The organism is Zavarzinella formosa DSM 19928 (assembly GCF_000255705.1).
Taxonomy (GTDB): domain Bacteria; phylum Planctomycetota; class Planctomycetia; order Gemmatales; family Gemmataceae; genus Zavarzinella; species Zavarzinella formosa.
This window is the reverse complement of sequence record NZ_JH636443.1, coordinates 655,967-673,656: the sequence shown is the minus strand read 5'-3', so window position 1 is coordinate 673,656 and position 17,690 is coordinate 655,967. Positions and strand designations below refer to the sequence as shown.

Genomic DNA, 17,690 nt, shown 5'->3' with positions numbered 1-17,690 from the left:
TGATTCCATGAGCCGTCAACCATTCGTCCTGTTGCTTTCGCTGATTGCCTGGCCCCTTTTGGCTCAGGAAGCTCCGAAAGCAACCGTCGCCCCGCCGGAAATCACCAAGCAACTCAACATCACTTACAACCCGGACAAGGACGCCGACCCCGTCCGGCACAAGCTGGATGTTTATCTGCCGAAAGACGTTAAGAAATTCCCGATGATGATGTTCGTCCACGGCGGGTCGTGGAACTCCGGCAGCAAAGACTTGTACGGTTCCCTCGGCCAGACGTTCGCTCAACAGGGGATTGGCACCGTCATCATCAACTATCGTCTCTCGCGTGCTGACAACAATGTGAAGCACCCCGATCACATCAAGGACGTGGCCAAGGCGTTTGCGTGGATGAAGGCCAACGCCGCCAAACTCGGGGGAGATGAAAAGAAGCTCTACGTCTCCGGCCATTCAGCCGGTGGCCATCTCGTCTCCCTGCTGGCGACGGACGACCAATACCTGAAGGCCGAAAAGTGTTCCGTGGCGGACATCAGCGGCGTGATGCCGATCAGCGGCGTCTATGCCATCACCAGCATCGTGCCGGTCTTCCACCGTCCGTTCGGCAAGGAAGATGAAATGTGCAAGGCGGCCTCCCCGGTCACCCATGTGAAGGGATCACTACCGCCGTTTCTCGTTTCCTACGCGGACGCCGACTTCCTGACCCTCGACAAAATGGCCGAGGACTTTGGCAAAAAGCTGAAGGAATTGAAGAACGAAGTGACCGTGATGAAACTGGAAAAACGCAACCACTTCAGCATCATCATCAACCTAGCGGTCAGCGCCCAAGACCCGCTGACCAAAGCGATGGTGGGGTTTGTCACGAAGAAGTAATATGGTCAGGCAAAAAGCGAGCCGGGTCGCGTCAGTGCCCGGAGACAATCACCATTCAATGCCTCCATTGGCTTGAAGTGTGACGGTCTCCGGGCGCTGACGCGACCCGGCTCGCTTTTTGTTTACGCCACGTACTTGCTCACGATGAGCGAGACGTTTTGGCCGCCGAAGCCGAAGCTATTGGAGAGAATGCGGTCCACCTTCACTTCACGGGCGACGTTCGGCACATAGTCCAAATCGCATTCCGGGTCCGGCGTTTCGTAGTTGATCGTCGGCGGCAGCACGCCGTGCCGGATGGTCAGCACGCTGGTCACCATCTCGACCACCCCGGCGGCGCAAATCAGGTGACCCAACATGCTCTTGATGCTGGAGATCGGCAGTTTGTAAGCGTATTCGCCGAAGACATTCTTGATGGCGATGGTCTCAGCCAAATCGTTGACGTGGGTGCTGGTCCCGTGAGCGTTGACGTAACCGATGTCCGTTGGCTTCAACCCGGCGTTTTCGAGGGCCAGTTTGATGCACTTGATGGCGCCGCGTCCCTCGGGGTGGCTGTCCGTCACCCGGTAGGCGTCAGCCGTCGTGCCGTAGCCGACGAGTTCGGCGTGGATGGTCGCCCCGCGTTTCTTGGCGTGTTCAAGTTCTTCCAGCACCACCATCCCGGCGCCTTCGCCGAGGACGAAACCATCCCGGTTCAGGTCGAACGGGCGGGAGGCCTTGGTCGGGTCGTCGTTCCGCTGTGAGAGCGTGGTGAGCAGGTTGAAGCCGGTGACGCCGAACGGGTGGATCATGCTGTGCGATCCCCCGGTGATCATGGCGTCCGCATCGCCGCGCCGAATGAGTTCCAAGGCTTCGCCGAGAGCCTGTCCGCTGGCGGCGCAGGCGGTCTGACAGGTGTAGTTCGGCCCGCGCAGATCGAATTCATTGGCGACGTGCCCGGAAGTGGTGTGCATTTCCACTTCATGCTCGTGGGCGCCGTCGAAGAGGGACATGCTGTGCTGGAAAAACCCGGTCGTGTCCACCTTGTATCCGTCGGCCGGGGTGACCAAGGCCATGCTGAGCGTCAGATTCGGGAAATCGTGGCTTCCTTCGCCGGACCCCAAATAGACGCCGATCATGGTGCGGTCCACTTTGGGATTGTCCAGCAACCCGGCATCAGCCAACGCATCCTTGGCGGCGGCCAAGGCGAACTTGGTGTTCAACCCGGATTTGTCAAACCGTTCCGGGTTGCGGATATACTTGCCAAGCTCGAAGCCCTTCACCTGGCTGGAGAACTTGGTCGGGAAAGTGCGCGCGTCAAACCGGAAGGTCGGCCCGGCCCCGCTCTTGCCTTCCAGTTGGTTGGCGTACAGTTCCTTCGGGGTGTGTCCCAGCGGGGTGATGGCCCCCATCCCGGTGATCACGACGCGGCGTGTGTGCTTCATTGCGTGTTATTCCATTCAAACGAAACAATCAAAAGCAACGGGCACGTCCCTCGCCCGACGATCTAACCCATACATACAAAGGCAACCGGCACGTCTTTCACTTGGCCACTCTTCCCAAGTAGGAAGGAGAGCAAGTGGGGAATGGCCGTTTTGCCGTAGGTCAGGCTTTCTAGCCTGACAGGTCTGTCAGGCTAGAAAGCTTGACCTACTCTCCGAACATAATCCCGGTTTACTCTTCCCACTTGCGAATGACCGCAACGGCGATTTGTCCCGCGTCCGTGAAACTCATCTTCACAGCGTAGGGTTTGGTCACCGGCCGCAGACCCCGGTTGTGGACCCACACCGGGCATTCCGGGTCGGGGTTCACATGGTTCAAGGTGGGCGGGAGTTGGCCGTGCTTCAGGGCGAGGATGCTGCCGATCAGTTCGACCATGCTGGAGGCCGCCCCACTGGCGCCGATGTTGGCCTTGATCGACCAGACGGGCGTGTTGGTGCCGAACACGTCGTTGATGGCGCGGGCCTCCCATCGGTCGCCCCGCACGGTGCCGTGGCCTTGGGCGTTCACATGGTCCACGTCGTTCGGCCCGATGCCCGCTTGTTTCAAGGCCCTGCGAATCACCAGGGCGAAGCCCTTGCCGTCCCGGTCGCAGTCCACGCCGCTGGCGAAGCCGACCAGTTCGCCGTCGATTCTGGCTCCGCGTGCTTTGGCGTGCGAGAGTTCTTCCAAAACCACGCAACCGGCGGCCTCGCCCAGAACGCTGCCGTCGCGGTCACGGTCAAATGGTTTGACAGCCGTTTCCGGCTCATGGTTGCGGCGGCTCAGTTCTTGGAACAGGTTGTGCCGGGTCAGGCTCAACGGGTTCATTTTGCTTTCGGCCCCGCCCGCGAAGAACAGGTCGGCCCCGTCCCGCAGCAAGATGTGGTAGGCTTCGCTCAACGCCAGCAGGCTGGCGGCGTCGCTGCCGGTGATGGTGTTGCTCGGGCCGCGAAGATCAAGCGTGATCGACGTGTGGCAGGAGGGCATGTTCGGCAGATACTTGAGCATCCAGAGGGGCGGGACTTCTTTTAACCCTTTCTCACCCCAAACGGCCAGACTGACTGAATCCTTTGACGGTTCCAGACTGACTTGGGCGCCCTTGCCGATGTCGTCAAGTTCCGAGGCGATCATCCCGGCCCCGAATTCCACGCCGGCGCGTTCGGGATCGAACTTGCCCAGCTCCAGACCGGAATTTTGGAACGCCAAGTGCGAGGAGGCAAGCCCCATTTGCACCGTGCGGGCCATCAATCGCAGACCTTTGAGATGCTCTTTGTTCGAGATGATCTTCTTGGGAATGAAGTCGGGGGTTTCCCCGCCAATCTGACTGAAGAGTTCGGACGGATCGACGCAGGAGATCCGGCGGATGCCGCTGCGTCCCGCGCACAGGGATTCCCAATACGCCGCCGGGGTTGACCCGACAGGTGTGATCAAACCGACCCCCGTAAACACCGCTCGACGGGCTATTCCTGCCATTTCAACCACCTGTGGAAATCCTCCGGGCGGGGGCATCCGCCCACAGGTAAAAACAATCCATTCAAAACCGGGTCACGGTGTCCGGGTCAGGCCGGGGGAGATACCTTGGAGGCGGCCTTCGCCAAGCCCAACATCTTTTGCAATTGTCCGGTGAAGACAAAATTATCCTCACCCAGCAAGTCCTTCGTCTGGCTCGGATCGACGTGGGCGAAGAAGATCTCCGCTTCGCCGATCAATTCATCACCGACATGCACGGTCCCGGAGACCAACCCGCCGACTTCGCCAAGTTGTTCCAAGGTGGTTGTGTAGGTCAACCGTTCCCCTGCCCGCGCTTCTCGTTTGAAGGAGGCCTTGGGAATCTTGGCCAAAATCACGTTCTTCGCATACCCGTTGGCCTCGCCCACGAGAATGCCCCCGGTCTGGGCCAGCCCCTCCAGCATCAGCGGGGCAGGCATCACCGGGAAACCGGGAAAATGGTCCGCGAAGTGATCCTCCGCGAGACTGAGATTCTTCACGGCTTGCGCGGACTTGCCGGACTCGAAAGCCGTGAACCGATCAATCCAGATCCAACGCATCATGCACCGGGGTCGCGGGAAAGACGGTGGTGAAAACTCAGGCCGCCTTGGCGATCTTGCCTTCGAGGTATCGCACGATCAACTCCACCGTGAAGAGGTCGCTGATCGTCTCGATGGTGGGGTTCTTCTCGAAGGTGGAAAAATCCGCATAGGGCATCTTTTCCTTGAGTTCGGAAAGCCCCTTCGGGGTGACTTTGCCGTCCTTCACGAAGTCCGGGTCACCTTGGAAGATCGACTCCGGGAACAGTTCGTTCCGGGGGATCTTGATGCCGAATTCCCGCTCAAGCCGGAACACGATATCCAGAAAGTCGATGGACTCGGCTCCCAGGTCGCCCTGCAGCGTCGAGGTCATGGTGACCTGGTCTTCGTCAACGTTCAGGGCTTCCACCATCGTGGCCGCCACTTTCTTGAAAATATCGTCCTTCGACATCGAACTTTCTCCTCAATCGGATGGCCGCCCGAACCCCGCCGGTTCCCTCCGGCGATCATTCGTCGTACCCGCCATTGTATTAACCCGAGACGGCCCCAAGGCTCAATCCGCCATCAATCGTAATCACTTGTCCGGTGATGTACGAAGCGCCCGCCGAGGCGAGAAACACCACGGCCGAGGCGATGTCTTCCGGCTTGCCCAACCGTCGGGTCGGGATCAGCTTTTTGGCGATGAAGTCGCCGGCTTTGCTTCGCACAGCCTCGCTCATGTCCGTTTCGATGAAGCCGGGGGCGATGGCGTTCACCGTCACGTTCCGGCTGCCTAATTCGACCGCCAAGGCCCGCGTGAAGGAGTTCACCGCCCCCTTACTCGCGGAATAGTTGCACTGCCCGGCGTTCACATGCGTGGCGGCCACGCTCGAAATATTGATGATCCGGCCATAGCGTTGTTTCAGGGTCATCTGCTGGGCGGCGGCCCGGCAAAAGCTGAAAGTCCCGCCGAGGTTGGTGTCGATCACGGTCTTCCAGTCGGATTCTTCCATCCGCAGGAACAGGCCGTCTTTGATCACTCCGGCGTTGTTCACCAGAATGTCCAGCCGGTTCCACTTGGCCAGCACTTGCTCGATGACTTTGGAGGCGGCATCCAGTTGGGAAACGTCGGCCTGAAAAGCGACCGCTTCACCACCGGCGGCCGTCACTTCTTCGACCAGTTTGTCCGAGGCTTCCTTGCTGCCGCGATACACAAACGCCACTTTCGCCCCGGCTTGGGCAAGGGCTAGCACAATGGCCCGGCCGATCCCCCGGCTGCCACCCGTCACCAACGCAATCTGATCCTTCAACTGACTCATCGTGTCTGCCTCATGCTGCCGTTAATCCGTATTCGTTCATGAAGGCTGGCCGGCCAATTGTCCGGTGAGCCAGGCCCAGCGGTCTTTCCAATGTCGAATCAACCGCTCGTCCGTCGGGCCGCCGACCGGGGATTGATCCCCGACGTTGTAGCCCGTGAGGGTGAACTGGGCGTTGATCGTCTGGCCGCCCCCCGCCACGTTCCCCTTCGCCCGGAAGGTGGCGGTCGATTCGTCGGCCTTGATGAGTTCGGTCCCAAGTTCCAGCGTATAACCGGGTTGCATGAACGTGCCGTATTTCACGTTCTTCACTTCCCGCATCACGATCACGGCGTGTTTGTAATCCGTGGTCTGCCGCCAGAGCCAGGCGCTCGCCTCAATGGCGGCCTGTAGCATCATCACGCCGGGCATCACGGGAAACGTCGGGAAGTGGTCGGCCAGATACTCTTCCCCGAGGGTCAGGTTCTTGCTGGCCCGCAGGCTTTTGCCCGCTTCCCACGAATGAATGCGATCAATGAGGTTGAATCGCATGAACCCTTGTCCTCCATGACCGCCCGTTTTGGCGAAAGGGAGAGAATACGCTCTTTCCCCCGTCCAAGGCAACCCCGTTCCCCGACAACATCCCCGCAACTCCCATGCCCGGAGTGATCCGGTCTGGTTCGCCGTGTCGGTCGTCCTTACCCCATCGTAAAATCCGGCCTCTCGGCTTGACCCGCTTTCCCGATTTATCGAATTGGAACTTCGGGAGAGTCGTCGTCGCGGAGCAATGTCCCGAAAAATTGATTTAGTGAAAATAGCCCGGCATGGCAGACATGACCGATTGGGAAGATTGGGGAATTTGAACCGAATTCGGGAATGTGCTTCCCAAGGACTGGAATTTCAGTGCCTTGGTGACAGAAAATTATAGCAACCACCATGTTTTCCGATTTTGCAAGTCTGTGCGATTTGGGGAAATCTCCGGAGGGGAACCTAACCCCCCGTCCCCCTTCCCTAAGAAGGAAGGGGGAGCAAGAGGGTGGAAGACTCTGGAACGTAGGTCAGGCTTTCTAGCCTGACGGGTCTGTCAGGCTGGTGCAAAATCAAACAGCAACATTTGCAAATGATCTCAAGAGCCCCACCGCGTGAGCGGTGGGGGTGGTTTTCTGAGTGTGACAGCCACCCCCACCGCTCACGCAGTGGGGCTCTTGAATCTCACTCAAGATGCTCGTTGAATTTGCACTAGATAAGGCTGACCTACTTCAAAACGACTGCTCCCCTCTTGCTCCCCCTTCCTTCTTAGGGAAGGGGGACGGGGGGTTAGGTTGCCCCGGACGACACGAACCGCACTGATAAAACACCGTCTCCAACGATGCCTCCACCCATTCGGTTTCCACTCGCGTTCCTGCATCACCGTCTTGATGGCGGAACCATTCTCTCGGAATGCCTGTTCTTTCCGGAAATCTCCCGGCTCGGGCACACCCGCGAGAACAACATCAAGCATTTGTCCGAGAACATCGCGGAAACGCTCAAGAAGATGCCCACGAACGAGTTGTATCATCGGCGGCTCGCCGTCGCCGGGCAGCCTCGTTGGGTGGTGGTTACGCTCGACCCGCCCCGTCGGAATATTTTCTGGAAAAACCCGGTCAAGCTCCGGTTTGCCGCCGTGGTCTGGTCGCACGGGGAGGAAGCCACCGTCGCCCGCGTTCCCATGTTGGGGATCGAGGTGATCGTTCCCCCCGGCGAGGAAGTTCAAAAGACGCTGGAGCGGGAAATCTTGGCGGCCCTTCGACGCACCGGGGCGGCGGCGAAACTGGAACCGCTCACCTGGCTGCAACGGGGAATCAAGTTCCGCGTGGACTGGCAGACCGTTGATGTCGCCATTCCCACCCTCAAGCAACGCGGGCAGCGGGAGAAATCCAAGGATGTTGAGCAACCCAAGGTGTTGCCGCAAGTCGCCACGCTGCTCAACAACACAGAGCTGAAACCCGGCCATGAAGTGGATGACATCGTCGAGCAACTCGCGGACGGACTAACGGCCGAGCGGCCGCAAAGTTTGTTGCTGGTCGGGCCAAGCGGCGTCGGGAAAACCTCGGCCGTCCGGGAGTTGATTCGTCAGCGGGAGTTGTTCAGCCTGCGGGAAACCCCGTTCTATCAGACGAGCGGGGCCAAGATCGTCGCCGGGCAGACCGGCTTCGGCATGTGGCAAGAACGCGCCCAGCAATTGGTCCGGGAACTCGCCAAGTTGCGCGGCATCCTGCATATCGGCAACCTCGTGGAACTGATGGAGGTCGGCAAAAGCGAACACAACCAGACGGGCATCGCCGGGTTCCTGCGGCCGTTCATCTCCCGTGGTGAACTGTTGTGCATCGCGGAATGCACGCCCGAACAAGTTCCGATGATCGAGAAGGAAGACCCGCAACTGATGGACGCCTTCCGCTCCGTCAAAATGGAGGAACCAAACGCCGCCAAGAGCATCCGCATTCTGTCGAAGACGGCCGAGGACAAACACGGGCTGAAGCGAATCGTCACCCCGGCGGCACTGGCGATGATCGACCAACTACACCGTCGCTATGCGACCTACTCCGCGATTCCCGGCCGGCCGATCCGCTTCATGGAGAACCTGCGGCGGGACGGCGAACGCCGGGAACCCGTCACCGAAACGGACGTGCTGACCGCCTTCGCCCGCGAAACCGGCCTGCCCCGCGTATTACTTGACCCGGCGGTGCCGCTCGACCCGGATGCCACCCGCGACTGGTTCAAACAACGGGTGATCGGCCAGACAGAAGCCGTGGAACTGGTCTCCGACTTGCTCGCCACCATCAAAGCCGGGCTGACCCGGCCGAACCGACCGATTGCCTCGCTCTTGTTCATCGGGCCGACCGGCGTGGGCAAAACCGAGATGGCCAAGGCCCTCGCCGAGTTTCTGTTCGCCTCCAAGGACCGGCTGACCCGCTTCGACATGAGCGAGTTCGGCGACCCGATCTCGGTTCGCCGTCTCGTCGGCGGCGTGTTCGGAAGCGAGGGCTTGCTGACGGCCAAAGTGCGGGAACAACCGTTCTGCGTGTTGCTGCTCGACGAATTCGAGAAAGCCCACCCGAGTTTCCAAGATTTGATGTTGCAGATGCTCGGCGAAGCCCGGTTGACGGACGCCGGGGGCCGGCTGGCGGATTTTCGCAACGCGGTCATCATCCTCACGTCGAACTTGGGGGCCGAGACGTTTCAAATGGGCACCCCCGGTTTCGGGGCGAGTCGGCAAAACCAAAGCATGGCGAAGCAACACTTCATCCGTGAGGTGGAAAAGTTCCTGCGGCCCGAAATGTTCAACCGCCTCGACCGGTTGGTGCCGTTCGCCCCGCTCGACTCGGGAACCATCCGCGACATTGCCAAGCGGGAATGGGACAAGGTATTGAACCGCGACGGCATCCGCTTCCGGGATGCCCGCTTTGACACCGCCGATGGCGTCGTGGGGGAACTTGCCGCCAAGGGCTTTGATCCCCGGTACGGGGCCAGACCCTTGAAGCGGGCGATGGAGCGGGAGTTGCTCGCCCCGCTGGCCCACCAGATGAACCGGCACGACGGCAACGCCCGGCTGGAGGTGAAAATCGCCGTGAAGGACGGCAAGATCACCGCCGGAGTGAAAGCCCTGAGCGACGGCACGATGCCGCCCCATTTGACAGCCGCGACCGATCTGTTGGAGAAAATCCAACTCCTTCGCCGGATGCACCAAGCACTGGAAAAAAGTACCACCCTCCGGGAACTCTCGAACGATTCCTACCAATTGGAACAGATCGAAAAGCGGGTAATCGTCAAAAATCTGAAGCAGAAGCCGATCAACAACATCGAACAGCAAAAGCTCGCCGAACTCGGGCAGATCCGCGATATCCTCGGCCGTGTTGTCTCACAACGGAACGATGTCTTCCAGTTAGAGGAAGACGCTATCCTCCGATTCCACACCAAACCGGAGACAGTGGCGACCGACGCGGAAACCTACAGCAAACTCAAAACCGCGTGGGACGAGCTGATGCTGGCGTTCATCTCGCGCACACATCAGGAAGTGAGCGTCACGCATCTGGCCCTCTACGGGCACGACACAAAACAATTGATGGAGTTGTTCAAGGCCTACATTCATGTGGCCCAAGTCAACAAGATCGAATTCAACGTCGGCACGCTGGAAACGGTTCCCGCCAGCGAGGCCCCGCCGTTTGAGGGGGCGAACAAGGTTCGGCATAGTTCCGTGAAGAACCCGCTGACGCACCGCTGGGGAGAAGACAAACTCTCCGGTTACCTCATTGAGGACCGGCATAACAGCCCGCTCAAGGTGTTGATGTGCCACCGCTGGACCGAGCTGGCCACTTTGGAAAAAAGCTGGAACGCCCGCTATGTCGGCCTGCATTTGTGGGTGCGCGCGGAGGGAACGTTGTTGCGGCTCCAACGAGATGCCGGATTGCACAAGTTTCAAGACGCCGGGGAAAAGGGGGATGCGGACATCCTCGTGCAAGTGCGGACGCCGACCGCCGGGCTGATCCCCCCCGAGGGAGTGGCCCGCCGGGGGTCGTTCTCCAACCAATCGCCGGTTCGCATCTATCGGCCAACGCGCGGGACGGTGCAGGACACGCTGCTCGAGGAATGGTTTCCCTGGCACGGCGACCTCGGCCCGGTGTTGAACACCATCACCGAACGCCACATGAAAAAGACCCTCGAACAATTGGTGCTCGAATGATCTTTCGCATTCCCGTGTACGTGACCAACGACCGGCAGACGAAGGGTCAATACGTGGCCCAATGCCTGTTCGCCCCGGCCATCTCCCGGCGGGACGACAACCTGAACCGGTTGATGAGCAAGCTGGCCCGCGACATCTCCCGGCAGATCGAAAAGCTGGGCAAGGGCGCACGACACGATGCCGTGGGGATGTGGGCTTTCTGCCCGACGCTCACGCAACACCGGCTCACGCTGGATATCGAGCTTCGTCGGCGCAAGGGGAAGGAAAAAGCTCTCTTCGTTGTCTTCCGGCACATGGGCCGGCGGATCGTGTTCACGCCGAGCCATCCCGAATTATGGTTCGAGATTGACAAGCAAGCCGACCTGCACGCACGTGCCACCGAGATTCTGACGGAACACTGGCGAGAACGCGAACGGGAAGACGAGGAGGACTGCCACCCGGAGAAAGAGGGCATCGAAGGAAAAGCGTGGGTGCAAGTGCTGCGGCTCTCCGCCAGCGTAACCAACGAACTCCCCAAGGAAACCGACTTGCGGTTCCTGAACATCGGCGGGGATGCCGCCACGGACGGCCAGATGGAATTGCACCGGGTCGGCCGCTGCCTCGACTGGCAATACCCGGATGAACTCGACCGGGCGGTGCTGCGCGAGGCCGAGGTGAACGAACTCAACGATCTGCTGGAATCGTCCGAGCGTCGGCCGTTGTTGCTCGTCGGCCCCCGGCAATCCGGCAAGACGACGCTGATTCACGAAGTTGTTCATCGCCGCGTGGCCAAACGGAATTCACCGTTCGTGAACCGTGATAATGTCTGGCTGATCTCGCCGCAACGGCTCATCTCCGGGATGTCCTACGTCGGCCAATGGGAGGGCCGGTTGCTGGCCATCCTCAAGCACGCAAAGAAGCGGCGGCACGTGTTGTACTTCGACGATCTAGTGGGGTTGTTCCTCGCCGGGATCTCCGCGAGTTCCACGCTCTCGGCCGCACAAGTATTGAAGCCTTATCTCGAACGCCGGGAAATCCGGGTGTTGGGGGAAATCACCCCGGAAGCCCTGCGGGTGTTACAGGAACGGGACCGCAGTTTTGCAGATTTGTTCCACATTCTCCCCGTGCGTGAACCGGGTGACGCCGACACGATGCGGATGCTCATCAACATCCAACGACGATTGGAGGGGAAACATTCCTGCGGCTTTAATCTCGACGTGCTTCCCGCGGTCATTGATCTCCAACGCCGCTACGACCGGGCGACCGCCTTCCCCGGCAAGGCGGCCCGGATGCTCACCCGACTGGCGGTGAAGGGGACGGTGGAATCAGTCTCCTCCATCGTTGGCCGGATTTTTCAAATGGCCCACGCAGCCGCCTCGCCGTTCCACCCGAAGCGGCTCATCAGCCGGGAGGAAGTCTTCAACGAGTTCGCGGCCCAAAGCGGGCTGGCGAAATCGTTCCTCGACAAAACCGAAAAGCTGGAACGCGACAAGATCATCGAGGAACTGTCCAAGCAGGTGATCGGCCAGCCGCAAGCGGTCGAGGCGGCCGCCGATGTGATCGCCGTGGCGAAAGCCCGCCTGAACGATCCCGACCGGCCACTGGCGGCGTTTCTGTTCCTCGGGCCAACCGGCGTCGGCAAGACGGAATGCGCCAAAGCCATCGCCCGCTATCTGTTCGCGGATGCCGAGCGGTTGCTTCGTTTCGACATGAACGAATACCTCGACCCCGGATCGGCGACGAGGCTCGTCGGCACGTTTCGGCAACCGGAGGGACTGCTGACGGCCGCAATTCGTCGCCAGCCGTTCGCGGTGGTGTTGCTGGATGAAATTGAGAAGGCCGATCCGGAAGTGTTCGACCTGCTGTTGCAAGTGTTGGGCGAGGGTCGGCTGACCGATTCATTGGGCCGGACAGCCGATTTCACGAACGCCATCATCATCCTCACCTCCAACCTTGGGGTGCGGGAGGCCGAGGCCCAAGTCGGATTCGGCGAAGTGTCGGACAAAGCCGCCCCTTCGTACACACGGGCCGCCGAGTTGTTCTTCCGGCCGGAGTTCTTCAACCGCCTCGACCGGGTAATTCCCTTCCGTCGGCTGACGCGCGAACACACGCGAAAAATCGCCGAGCGGATTGTCACCGAGGTGCTGGAGCGAGAAGGCTTCCGGCAACGGCGTTGCATTCTCAACGTCTCCCCGGCGGCATTCGAGCAGGTGATCGACGCGGGGTATGATCCGCTGATGGGCGCGCGGGCCATGAAGCGTTCCGTGGAACGCCACCTCACCCAACCCGCGGCCGTCCGACTGGCCGGGTTGCCCATCGATCAATTCACCATCGTGACCGTCTTCGCCGCGAACGAGCGAACCGCAGAGGCAACCCCCGGCGGGCCGGGCTTGCGGGTGGATGTGCAACCGCTGCGGCGAGCCGAGCCGTTGCCGCCATCAGCAGCGACCGCACTCCCACCGATGGAACATCTCGGGGCATTGGAAGAACGACTGGAATCCATCGAAGAATTGCTCAACCAACAGAAGCCGGACGGGGATGTGTCCTCCGGTCATGTGACAACCGCCCAAGAGCGATACTACACTCTCCGCGACTCAATGCACGCCCTCGGCCGGGAATTGGATGCCCTGTTCGACAGGCACGAGAACAACCGCGTCGCCAAACTGGAGGCGACCATCCCGGCCAGTGTCGCGAAGAAAACCCGCTTCCGGGCCATGAAGGTTCGCCCCATCCAGCCCGGTTCGAGTTCGTTTAACAACCAATATTTTCAACAACCGAGTTCCTCGACCAAGAACGCCGAGGACTTGGGGGAAGAAATCCGGCAACTGGTCGAATCAGCCGAGGACGAAGCGGGCGACGCGGAGATTCTCCACCTCGAACGCCGGATTGCCTTGTTGGAACATCTCGCCGCTCTGCCGCCGGAACCAAGGCCCGCCTACCTCTGGCTCCGGCATGCCCCGAATCAGCGGACGCTTTACCCCGCGATTCTGGCGGAAGCGTACTTTGAGGGCCTGATCGGCGAACTTGGCCTCCAGTTGACCAAACTGGAAAACGCCCCCGGCCTGACAGACAACGACATCGTGATCCGGCTTGATGGCTTGGGCGCGAGAATGATCGCCGAGTGCGAAGCCGGCACGCACCTCTTCTGTCCGGCCCACGGCAGCATCCTCCCCGTGCGGGTGGCCTGCCTCGACGCCTGGCCGCCGCCGAAGACACTTGACCCGTTCCACTATGACCCGATCATCCGTATTTACACCGACCCCGGTTCCGTGGTGGACTTGCGCACAGGCATCGTCACCCCAATGAAGTCCGATGGTTTGGGCGATGCGTTTGAAACGATCGTTTTGACGACGATCACGCGAGAGAAAACCGTTTAGGCGCCATCGGATCGTTGTCACGCACTCGGTTGCCAGCGCGATGCGAAGGCATCCGCGCAGCGATTGGACTCTGGTGCGTGCCGTCATCGTTTCTGGTGTGTTTTTGCGGTCTTTAACGCCAATTCAGCCTCAAAGCATCCAGCGGCGCCATTTTTGTATCTCTATTTCTCCCGTGAAAGCCGGGCAAACCCACACCGGCCCAACGCTAATTTCAAACACTGGAGAATCACCATGAACATGCTTGTCAAAGCCCTGCTGGTCGTCCCGCTGACTTTGTTGACCTTCGCCGCAGACAGCCAAGCCCAATTCTTTGGGGGCCGCCGAGGCGGCGTCAGCGTCGGAGTCGGAAACGGTTATGGCGGCTACGGATATGGCCGTCCCGGTTACGGTGGCTACGGTTACGGTAATGGCCTCGGCTACGGCGGTTATGGTTACGGCAACGGCTACGGGTATGGCGGTTACGGCAACGGCTTCAGCATCGGAACTCGCATCGGCAATACCAACATCGGCTACAGCAGTTACCAACCGTTCGGCGGTGGCGGTTACGGTTACGGCAATAGCTTCGGTTACGGCTCGCCTTATTACGGCAGCAACAGCTTCTCCCCCGTTTACACGTCAGGTGTGGGCAGCCCGGTTTACTCCTCAAGCGGCACGATCGTTACCAGCGGCTACACGCCGACTTATGCCTCTGATGGAACGATCATCACCTCCATGCCTTCCACACTGCGAGCCATGCCGAGCAGCGGCATCGTCCAAGCCAGTTCCACCACTGATGTCTCTGGCAAATACTCGGTGATGGTCCCCGAAAAAGCCAAGGTTTGGTTTAACGGGGCAAAGAACGAACAAACCGGCAACAAACGGGACTTCACTTACACCGGGGCCGGCCAACTGGCCGTCAAGGTGTCGTGGATGAACGGCAGCCAGGAAATGACCAAGGAACTGTGGGTGAATGTCAATCAAGGCGAACAATCGACCATCGACATCACCCCGCTTCTGAACTAAGTTCGCCCTCTCAAGCCAGACCGTCGCCCCAAGCCAGCCGGACGCCCACTCGTCCGGCTGGCTTTTTTTCGGAATACTCACAAGAAAAGCACCCGTCCATGAGCGAACATTTTCCGCAAGCGAACAGATCTACCGGCCTTATGAACAGCCGCCCGGAAAATTCATTCTGATCTTTGCGGGGGATGGGCATCTGTGGTATTCTCGCGAACGCTTCGCCACCCTCACGCACTGGTCGATCCGATGTTTGAATGGTTTCCGTGGCCGCCGGGACCAAAGGGCCGGTCCATTCCGCTGTCCGTTCCGCGGAAAGTGGTGTGTGATCTGCTCCACTTTGCCTCGCGTGTTCCCACGGTTCCCGTGCAACGGGTGATTGACGTCTCCGCTCTCGTGGCCGCCCGCAAAGAAGCAACCCCGCGAGTGAGTTGGCCGGCGATCTTCACCAAGGCATATTCTTTGCTGTGCCTCCAGTCGCCCGAGTTCCGCCGAGCCTACATCGAATACCCGTGGGCCAGGCTTTATGAACATCCGCATTCGATTGCCTCGATCGCCATCGAACGGGAATACAAGGGAGAGTCCGGCGTTTTCTTCGCCTATTTTCCGCAACCGGACCTGATGACACTCCCGGCGCTGGATACGGCCATCAACCGGCAACGGACGGAGCCGGTCGAGGAATTATTCGCCTACACGTTTTGGATCTACCGGATGCCGCGGTTCCTGCGTCGGCTTCTCTGGTGGTACATGATTAACGTCCGGGGGGCAAGAAAGACCGAGTTCATCGGCACCTTTGGCCTCAGCGTGTATTCAAGCCTCGGGGCCGAATCGCTGCACCCGCTCTCCCCGTTGACTTCCACACTCAATTACGGGGTGATCGGCAACGACGGAAAAGTGACCGCCCGCATTATTTACGACCATCGTGTGATGGATGGCTCCACGGTGGCCCGCGCCCTGATTCGGCTGGAAGAAATTTTAAACTCTGATATTCTCCGCGAACTGAAGGGGATGGCTCCTTCTGTCCCGGAGCAACCGGCGCGGGAAGCCGCCTGAACCGGCGTGTCGGAACTCAGATCTGGCAAGAAAAATCAGGCGGAGACAGATGAACTGTCCCCAAAGCGGTCTTTTTCCTCTCTGACATTGTCCGCTGATTGACCGATGTTTTGATTCTGAAATGGAAAACGGAAAGCTGGAAACCGAAAACGCCAATTCAACTCGTGTCCCCGGCGGCTGAGTCATAAGATGATGATGCCAAATCGCTCTCGCCTTGGATCGGTTGTCATACCCGGAAAGACATACTTCCGATGGAATCGCCTCGTTACCCGGCCAACCGTCACTCCCCGGAAGATGCCGATTCTGATGATTTCGAGATCGCCTTAACCAACACCGATCTGCACACGCCGACGGAAACGCCCCGCTTCACGGCCACGGCCATTGAAGTGCCGGGAAGTGTGATCGGCCGGCCGAACCGCATCACCCAGTTGGGGCAATACCGGCTGATCCGCGAGTTGGGTGCCGGCGGCATGGGCATCGTGTATGAAGCCCACGACACACTGCTTAACCGGCGGGTGGCCCTCAAGGTATTGCGGCCGAATCTGCCAAGCGAACAATCTGCCCGCGAGCGCTTCGTCCGCGAAGCCCAGGCGATGGCGGCCTTCTCGCACGAAAACATTGTCACTATCTATCAGGTCGGCGAGGCCCATTCTCTTTCCTTCATGGCCATGCAACTCTTGGAGGGTGAAACCCTGGAGAAGCGTCTGGACCGGGAAGGACGGTTATCAGTTGCTGATGCCGTGCGCATCGGCCGGGAAGTGGCCTCCGGGCTGGCCGCCGCCCATGAAAAGGGATTGATCCACCGGGATGTGAAGCCGAGCAATATCTGGCTGGAAACCGGCACGGACCGCGTGAAGCTGCTGGACTTCGGCCTGGCGCTGGTGCGAGACAACACCCATATCACCAATTCAGGCTTCGTGATTGGCACGCCCTCGTACATGTCTCCCGAGCAGGCTCGCGGGGAAACGCTCGACGGCCGAAGTGACCTTTTCAGTCTCGGCACAATCCTGTATCGCACGATCACCGGGGAGCGACCCTTTGAGGGGTCAACGGCCCTGGCCATTATGCGGAACCTTGAACTACACCAGCCCCTGCGAGTGACGGCCAAACGGCCCGACGTACCGGCGGCGTTTTCCAATCTCATCATGGAACTACTGTCGAAAGACCGCAAGGATCGCCCGGCGAGCGCCGCGGACGCCGCCCATCGACTGGACCGCCCGGAAATGGTCCGGCCCTCCAATGTTCCGGTGGCCCCCTCGGGCATGGCGCCCCCGTTGGCCCAACCCGTGTCGGCCGGCCGCCCCCCGGTTTCGGGCAGCGCGCCGGTTCCCACATCCATGCTTGCCGGCCAGATGTCCGGGATTTATCCCCGGCCTGACTATGCCCCGCATTCCTCGACGACGATCCGCACCCTGCCCTCCGATCATCCGCAGCCGATTACCCGTCTGATCGTGATCCTGATCGGAATCGGGCTTGTCCTGACGGCCGGCTGGTATTTCATCATCGCCGACTTTGGCGAACTCAGCATCGAAACGGACATCGATCCCACGGAAGTTCATATTCGGCAGCAAGGCGAAGTGAAACAAATCGCTAACGGCCGGGCCAAGTTCGAGCTGCGCCCCGGCATGTATGAAGTGGTTCTGATCAAGCCCAAAACCGGCTACCGCGTCTCCAAGGGAAGCATCGAAATCCGCCGGGGCGTTCACGAAGTGATTCGGGTGAACAAAGATGGCTCATCCGAGAAGTTCGTACTCAGGGGTTGCCAAAAAAGAGGAGCATGCCGTTTCATGAAAGGTAACCACACCATCTTCAGGAAGCCGGCATGTCCTCCACGCTACTGTATCGTGTTTTCGGTGTTCGGGACTATCAAGTCGTTCGGACCTCCTCCGCCGAGGGCGGCCTGACCCTTCATCTCCGGCAGGATCCCGCCCATGACCGCTGTTC

12 protein-coding genes are annotated in these 17,690 nt (G+C 59.9%); 6 read left to right on the top strand and 6 right to left on the bottom strand.

Features of this window, described 5'->3' with window-relative positions:
• The first annotated feature begins 7 nt into the window (after positions 1 to 7).
• On the top strand, positions 8 to 865 hold the full coding sequence (locus BGIM_RS0128275; RefSeq protein ID WP_157369477.1) for an alpha/beta hydrolase: 858 nt from the start codon (positions 8 to 10) through the stop codon (positions 863 to 865).
• A gap of 122 nt (positions 866 to 987) precedes the next feature.
• Here the strand turns inward: BGIM_RS0128275 and BGIM_RS0128270 are convergent, their stop codons facing one another.
• From BGIM_RS0128270 to BGIM_RS0128245, 6 genes are all read right to left on the bottom strand, one after another.
• The gene (locus BGIM_RS0128270; protein WP_020473050.1) at positions 988 to 2,286 is read right to left on the bottom strand and encodes a beta-ketoacyl-[acyl-carrier-protein] synthase family protein; all 1,299 of its coding nucleotides are present in this window, start codon (positions 2,284 to 2,286) and stop codon (positions 988 to 990) included.
• A gap of 229 nt (positions 2,287 to 2,515) precedes the next feature.
• A complete protein-coding gene (locus tag BGIM_RS0128265; RefSeq protein WP_029630689.1) occupies positions 2,516 to 3,796 on the bottom strand; it encodes a beta-ketoacyl-[acyl-carrier-protein] synthase family protein in 1,281 nt (426 codons plus the stop codon).
• 86 nt (positions 3,797 to 3,882) lie between these two features.
• A complete protein-coding gene (locus tag BGIM_RS0128260; protein ID WP_020473048.1) occupies positions 3,883 to 4,374 on the bottom strand; it encodes a 3-hydroxyacyl-ACP dehydratase FabZ family protein in 492 nt (163 codons plus the stop codon).
• Positions 4,375 to 4,408: 34 nt separating this feature from the next.
• Positions 4,409 to 4,801 (bottom strand): acyl carrier protein, encoded by a 393-nt coding sequence (locus tag BGIM_RS0128255; protein WP_020473047.1) that lies wholly within the window; start codon positions 4,799 to 4,801, stop codon positions 4,409 to 4,411.
• Positions 4,802 to 4,880: 79 nt separating this feature from the next.
• A complete protein-coding gene (locus tag BGIM_RS0128250; protein WP_020473046.1) occupies positions 4,881 to 5,648 on the bottom strand; it encodes a 3-oxoacyl-ACP reductase family protein in 768 nt (255 codons plus the stop codon).
• A gap of 36 nt (positions 5,649 to 5,684) precedes the next feature.
• Positions 5,685 to 6,176, bottom strand: a complete 492-nt coding sequence (locus tag BGIM_RS0128245; protein ID WP_020473045.1) for a hotdog family protein — start codon at positions 6,174 to 6,176, stop codon at positions 5,685 to 5,687.
• Between the two features lie 817 nt (positions 6,177 to 6,993).
• Here BGIM_RS0128245 and BGIM_RS58435 point away from each other — a divergent pair.
• The 5 genes from BGIM_RS58435 (at position 6,994) to BGIM_RS58420 (ending at position 17,650) form a co-directional block, all read left to right on the top strand.
• Positions 6,994 to 10,344 carry an AAA family ATPase gene (locus BGIM_RS58435; protein ID WP_052640030.1) on the top strand — a complete coding sequence of 1,117 codons (3,351 nt, stop codon included), beginning with the start codon at positions 6,994 to 6,996 and terminating at the stop codon, positions 10,342 to 10,344.
• Entirely contained in the window at positions 10,341 to 13,700 is a 3,360-nt protein-coding gene (locus BGIM_RS58430) for an AAA family ATPase (protein WP_052640028.1), read from the top strand. The genes BGIM_RS58435 and BGIM_RS58430 overlap by 4 nt, the downstream gene beginning before the upstream one ends.
• Before the next feature lie 231 nt (positions 13,701 to 13,931).
• On the top strand, positions 13,932 to 14,702 hold the full coding sequence (locus BGIM_RS68050; protein WP_020473044.1) for a hypothetical protein: 771 nt from the start codon (positions 13,932 to 13,934) through the stop codon (positions 14,700 to 14,702).
• A gap of 312 nt (positions 14,703 to 15,014) precedes the next feature.
• A complete protein-coding gene (locus BGIM_RS52845; protein ID WP_202947318.1) occupies positions 15,015 to 15,746 on the top strand; it encodes a hypothetical protein in 732 nt (243 codons plus the stop codon).
• Positions 15,747 to 15,997: 251 nt separating this feature from the next.
• A complete protein-coding gene (locus BGIM_RS58420; protein WP_020473042.1) occupies positions 15,998 to 17,650 on the top strand; it encodes a serine/threonine-protein kinase in 1,653 nt (550 codons plus the stop codon).
• The last annotated feature ends 40 nt before the right edge of the window (positions 17,651 to 17,690 follow it).

Bases quoted from the DNA above. Each gene is read 5' to 3' on its own strand.
- BGIM_RS0128275 (WP_157369477.1), top strand. From the start codon at position 8: ATGAGCCGTCAACCATTCGTCCTGTTGCTTTCGCTGATTGCCTGGCCC.
- BGIM_RS0128270 (WP_020473050.1), bottom strand. From the start codon at position 2,286: ATGAAGCACACACGCCGCGTCGTGATCACCGGGATGGGGGCCATCACC.
- BGIM_RS0128265 (WP_029630689.1), bottom strand. From the start codon at position 3,796: ATGGCAGGAATAGCCCGTCGAGCGGTGTTTACGGGGGTCGGTTTGATC.
- BGIM_RS0128260 (WP_020473048.1), bottom strand. From the start codon at position 4,374: ATGATGCGTTGGATCTGGATTGATCGGTTCACGGCTTTCGAGTCCGGC.
- BGIM_RS0128255 (WP_020473047.1), bottom strand. From the start codon at position 4,801: ATGTCGAAGGACGATATTTTCAAGAAAGTGGCGGCCACGATGGTGGAA.
- BGIM_RS0128250 (WP_020473046.1), bottom strand. From the start codon at position 5,648: ATGAGTCAGTTGAAGGATCAGATTGCGTTGGTGACGGGTGGCAGCCGG.
- BGIM_RS0128245 (WP_020473045.1), bottom strand. From the start codon at position 6,176: ATGCGATTCAACCTCATTGATCGCATTCATTCGTGGGAAGCGGGCAAA.
- BGIM_RS58435 (WP_052640030.1), top strand. From the start codon at position 6,994: ATGCCTCCACCCATTCGGTTTCCACTCGCGTTCCTGCATCACCGTCTT.
- BGIM_RS58430 (WP_052640028.1), top strand. From the start codon at position 10,341: ATGATCTTTCGCATTCCCGTGTACGTGACCAACGACCGGCAGACGAAG.
- BGIM_RS68050 (WP_020473044.1), top strand. From the start codon at position 13,932: ATGAACATGCTTGTCAAAGCCCTGCTGGTCGTCCCGCTGACTTTGTTG.
- BGIM_RS58420 (WP_020473042.1), top strand. From the start codon at position 15,998: ATGGAATCGCCTCGTTACCCGGCCAACCGTCACTCCCCGGAAGATGCC.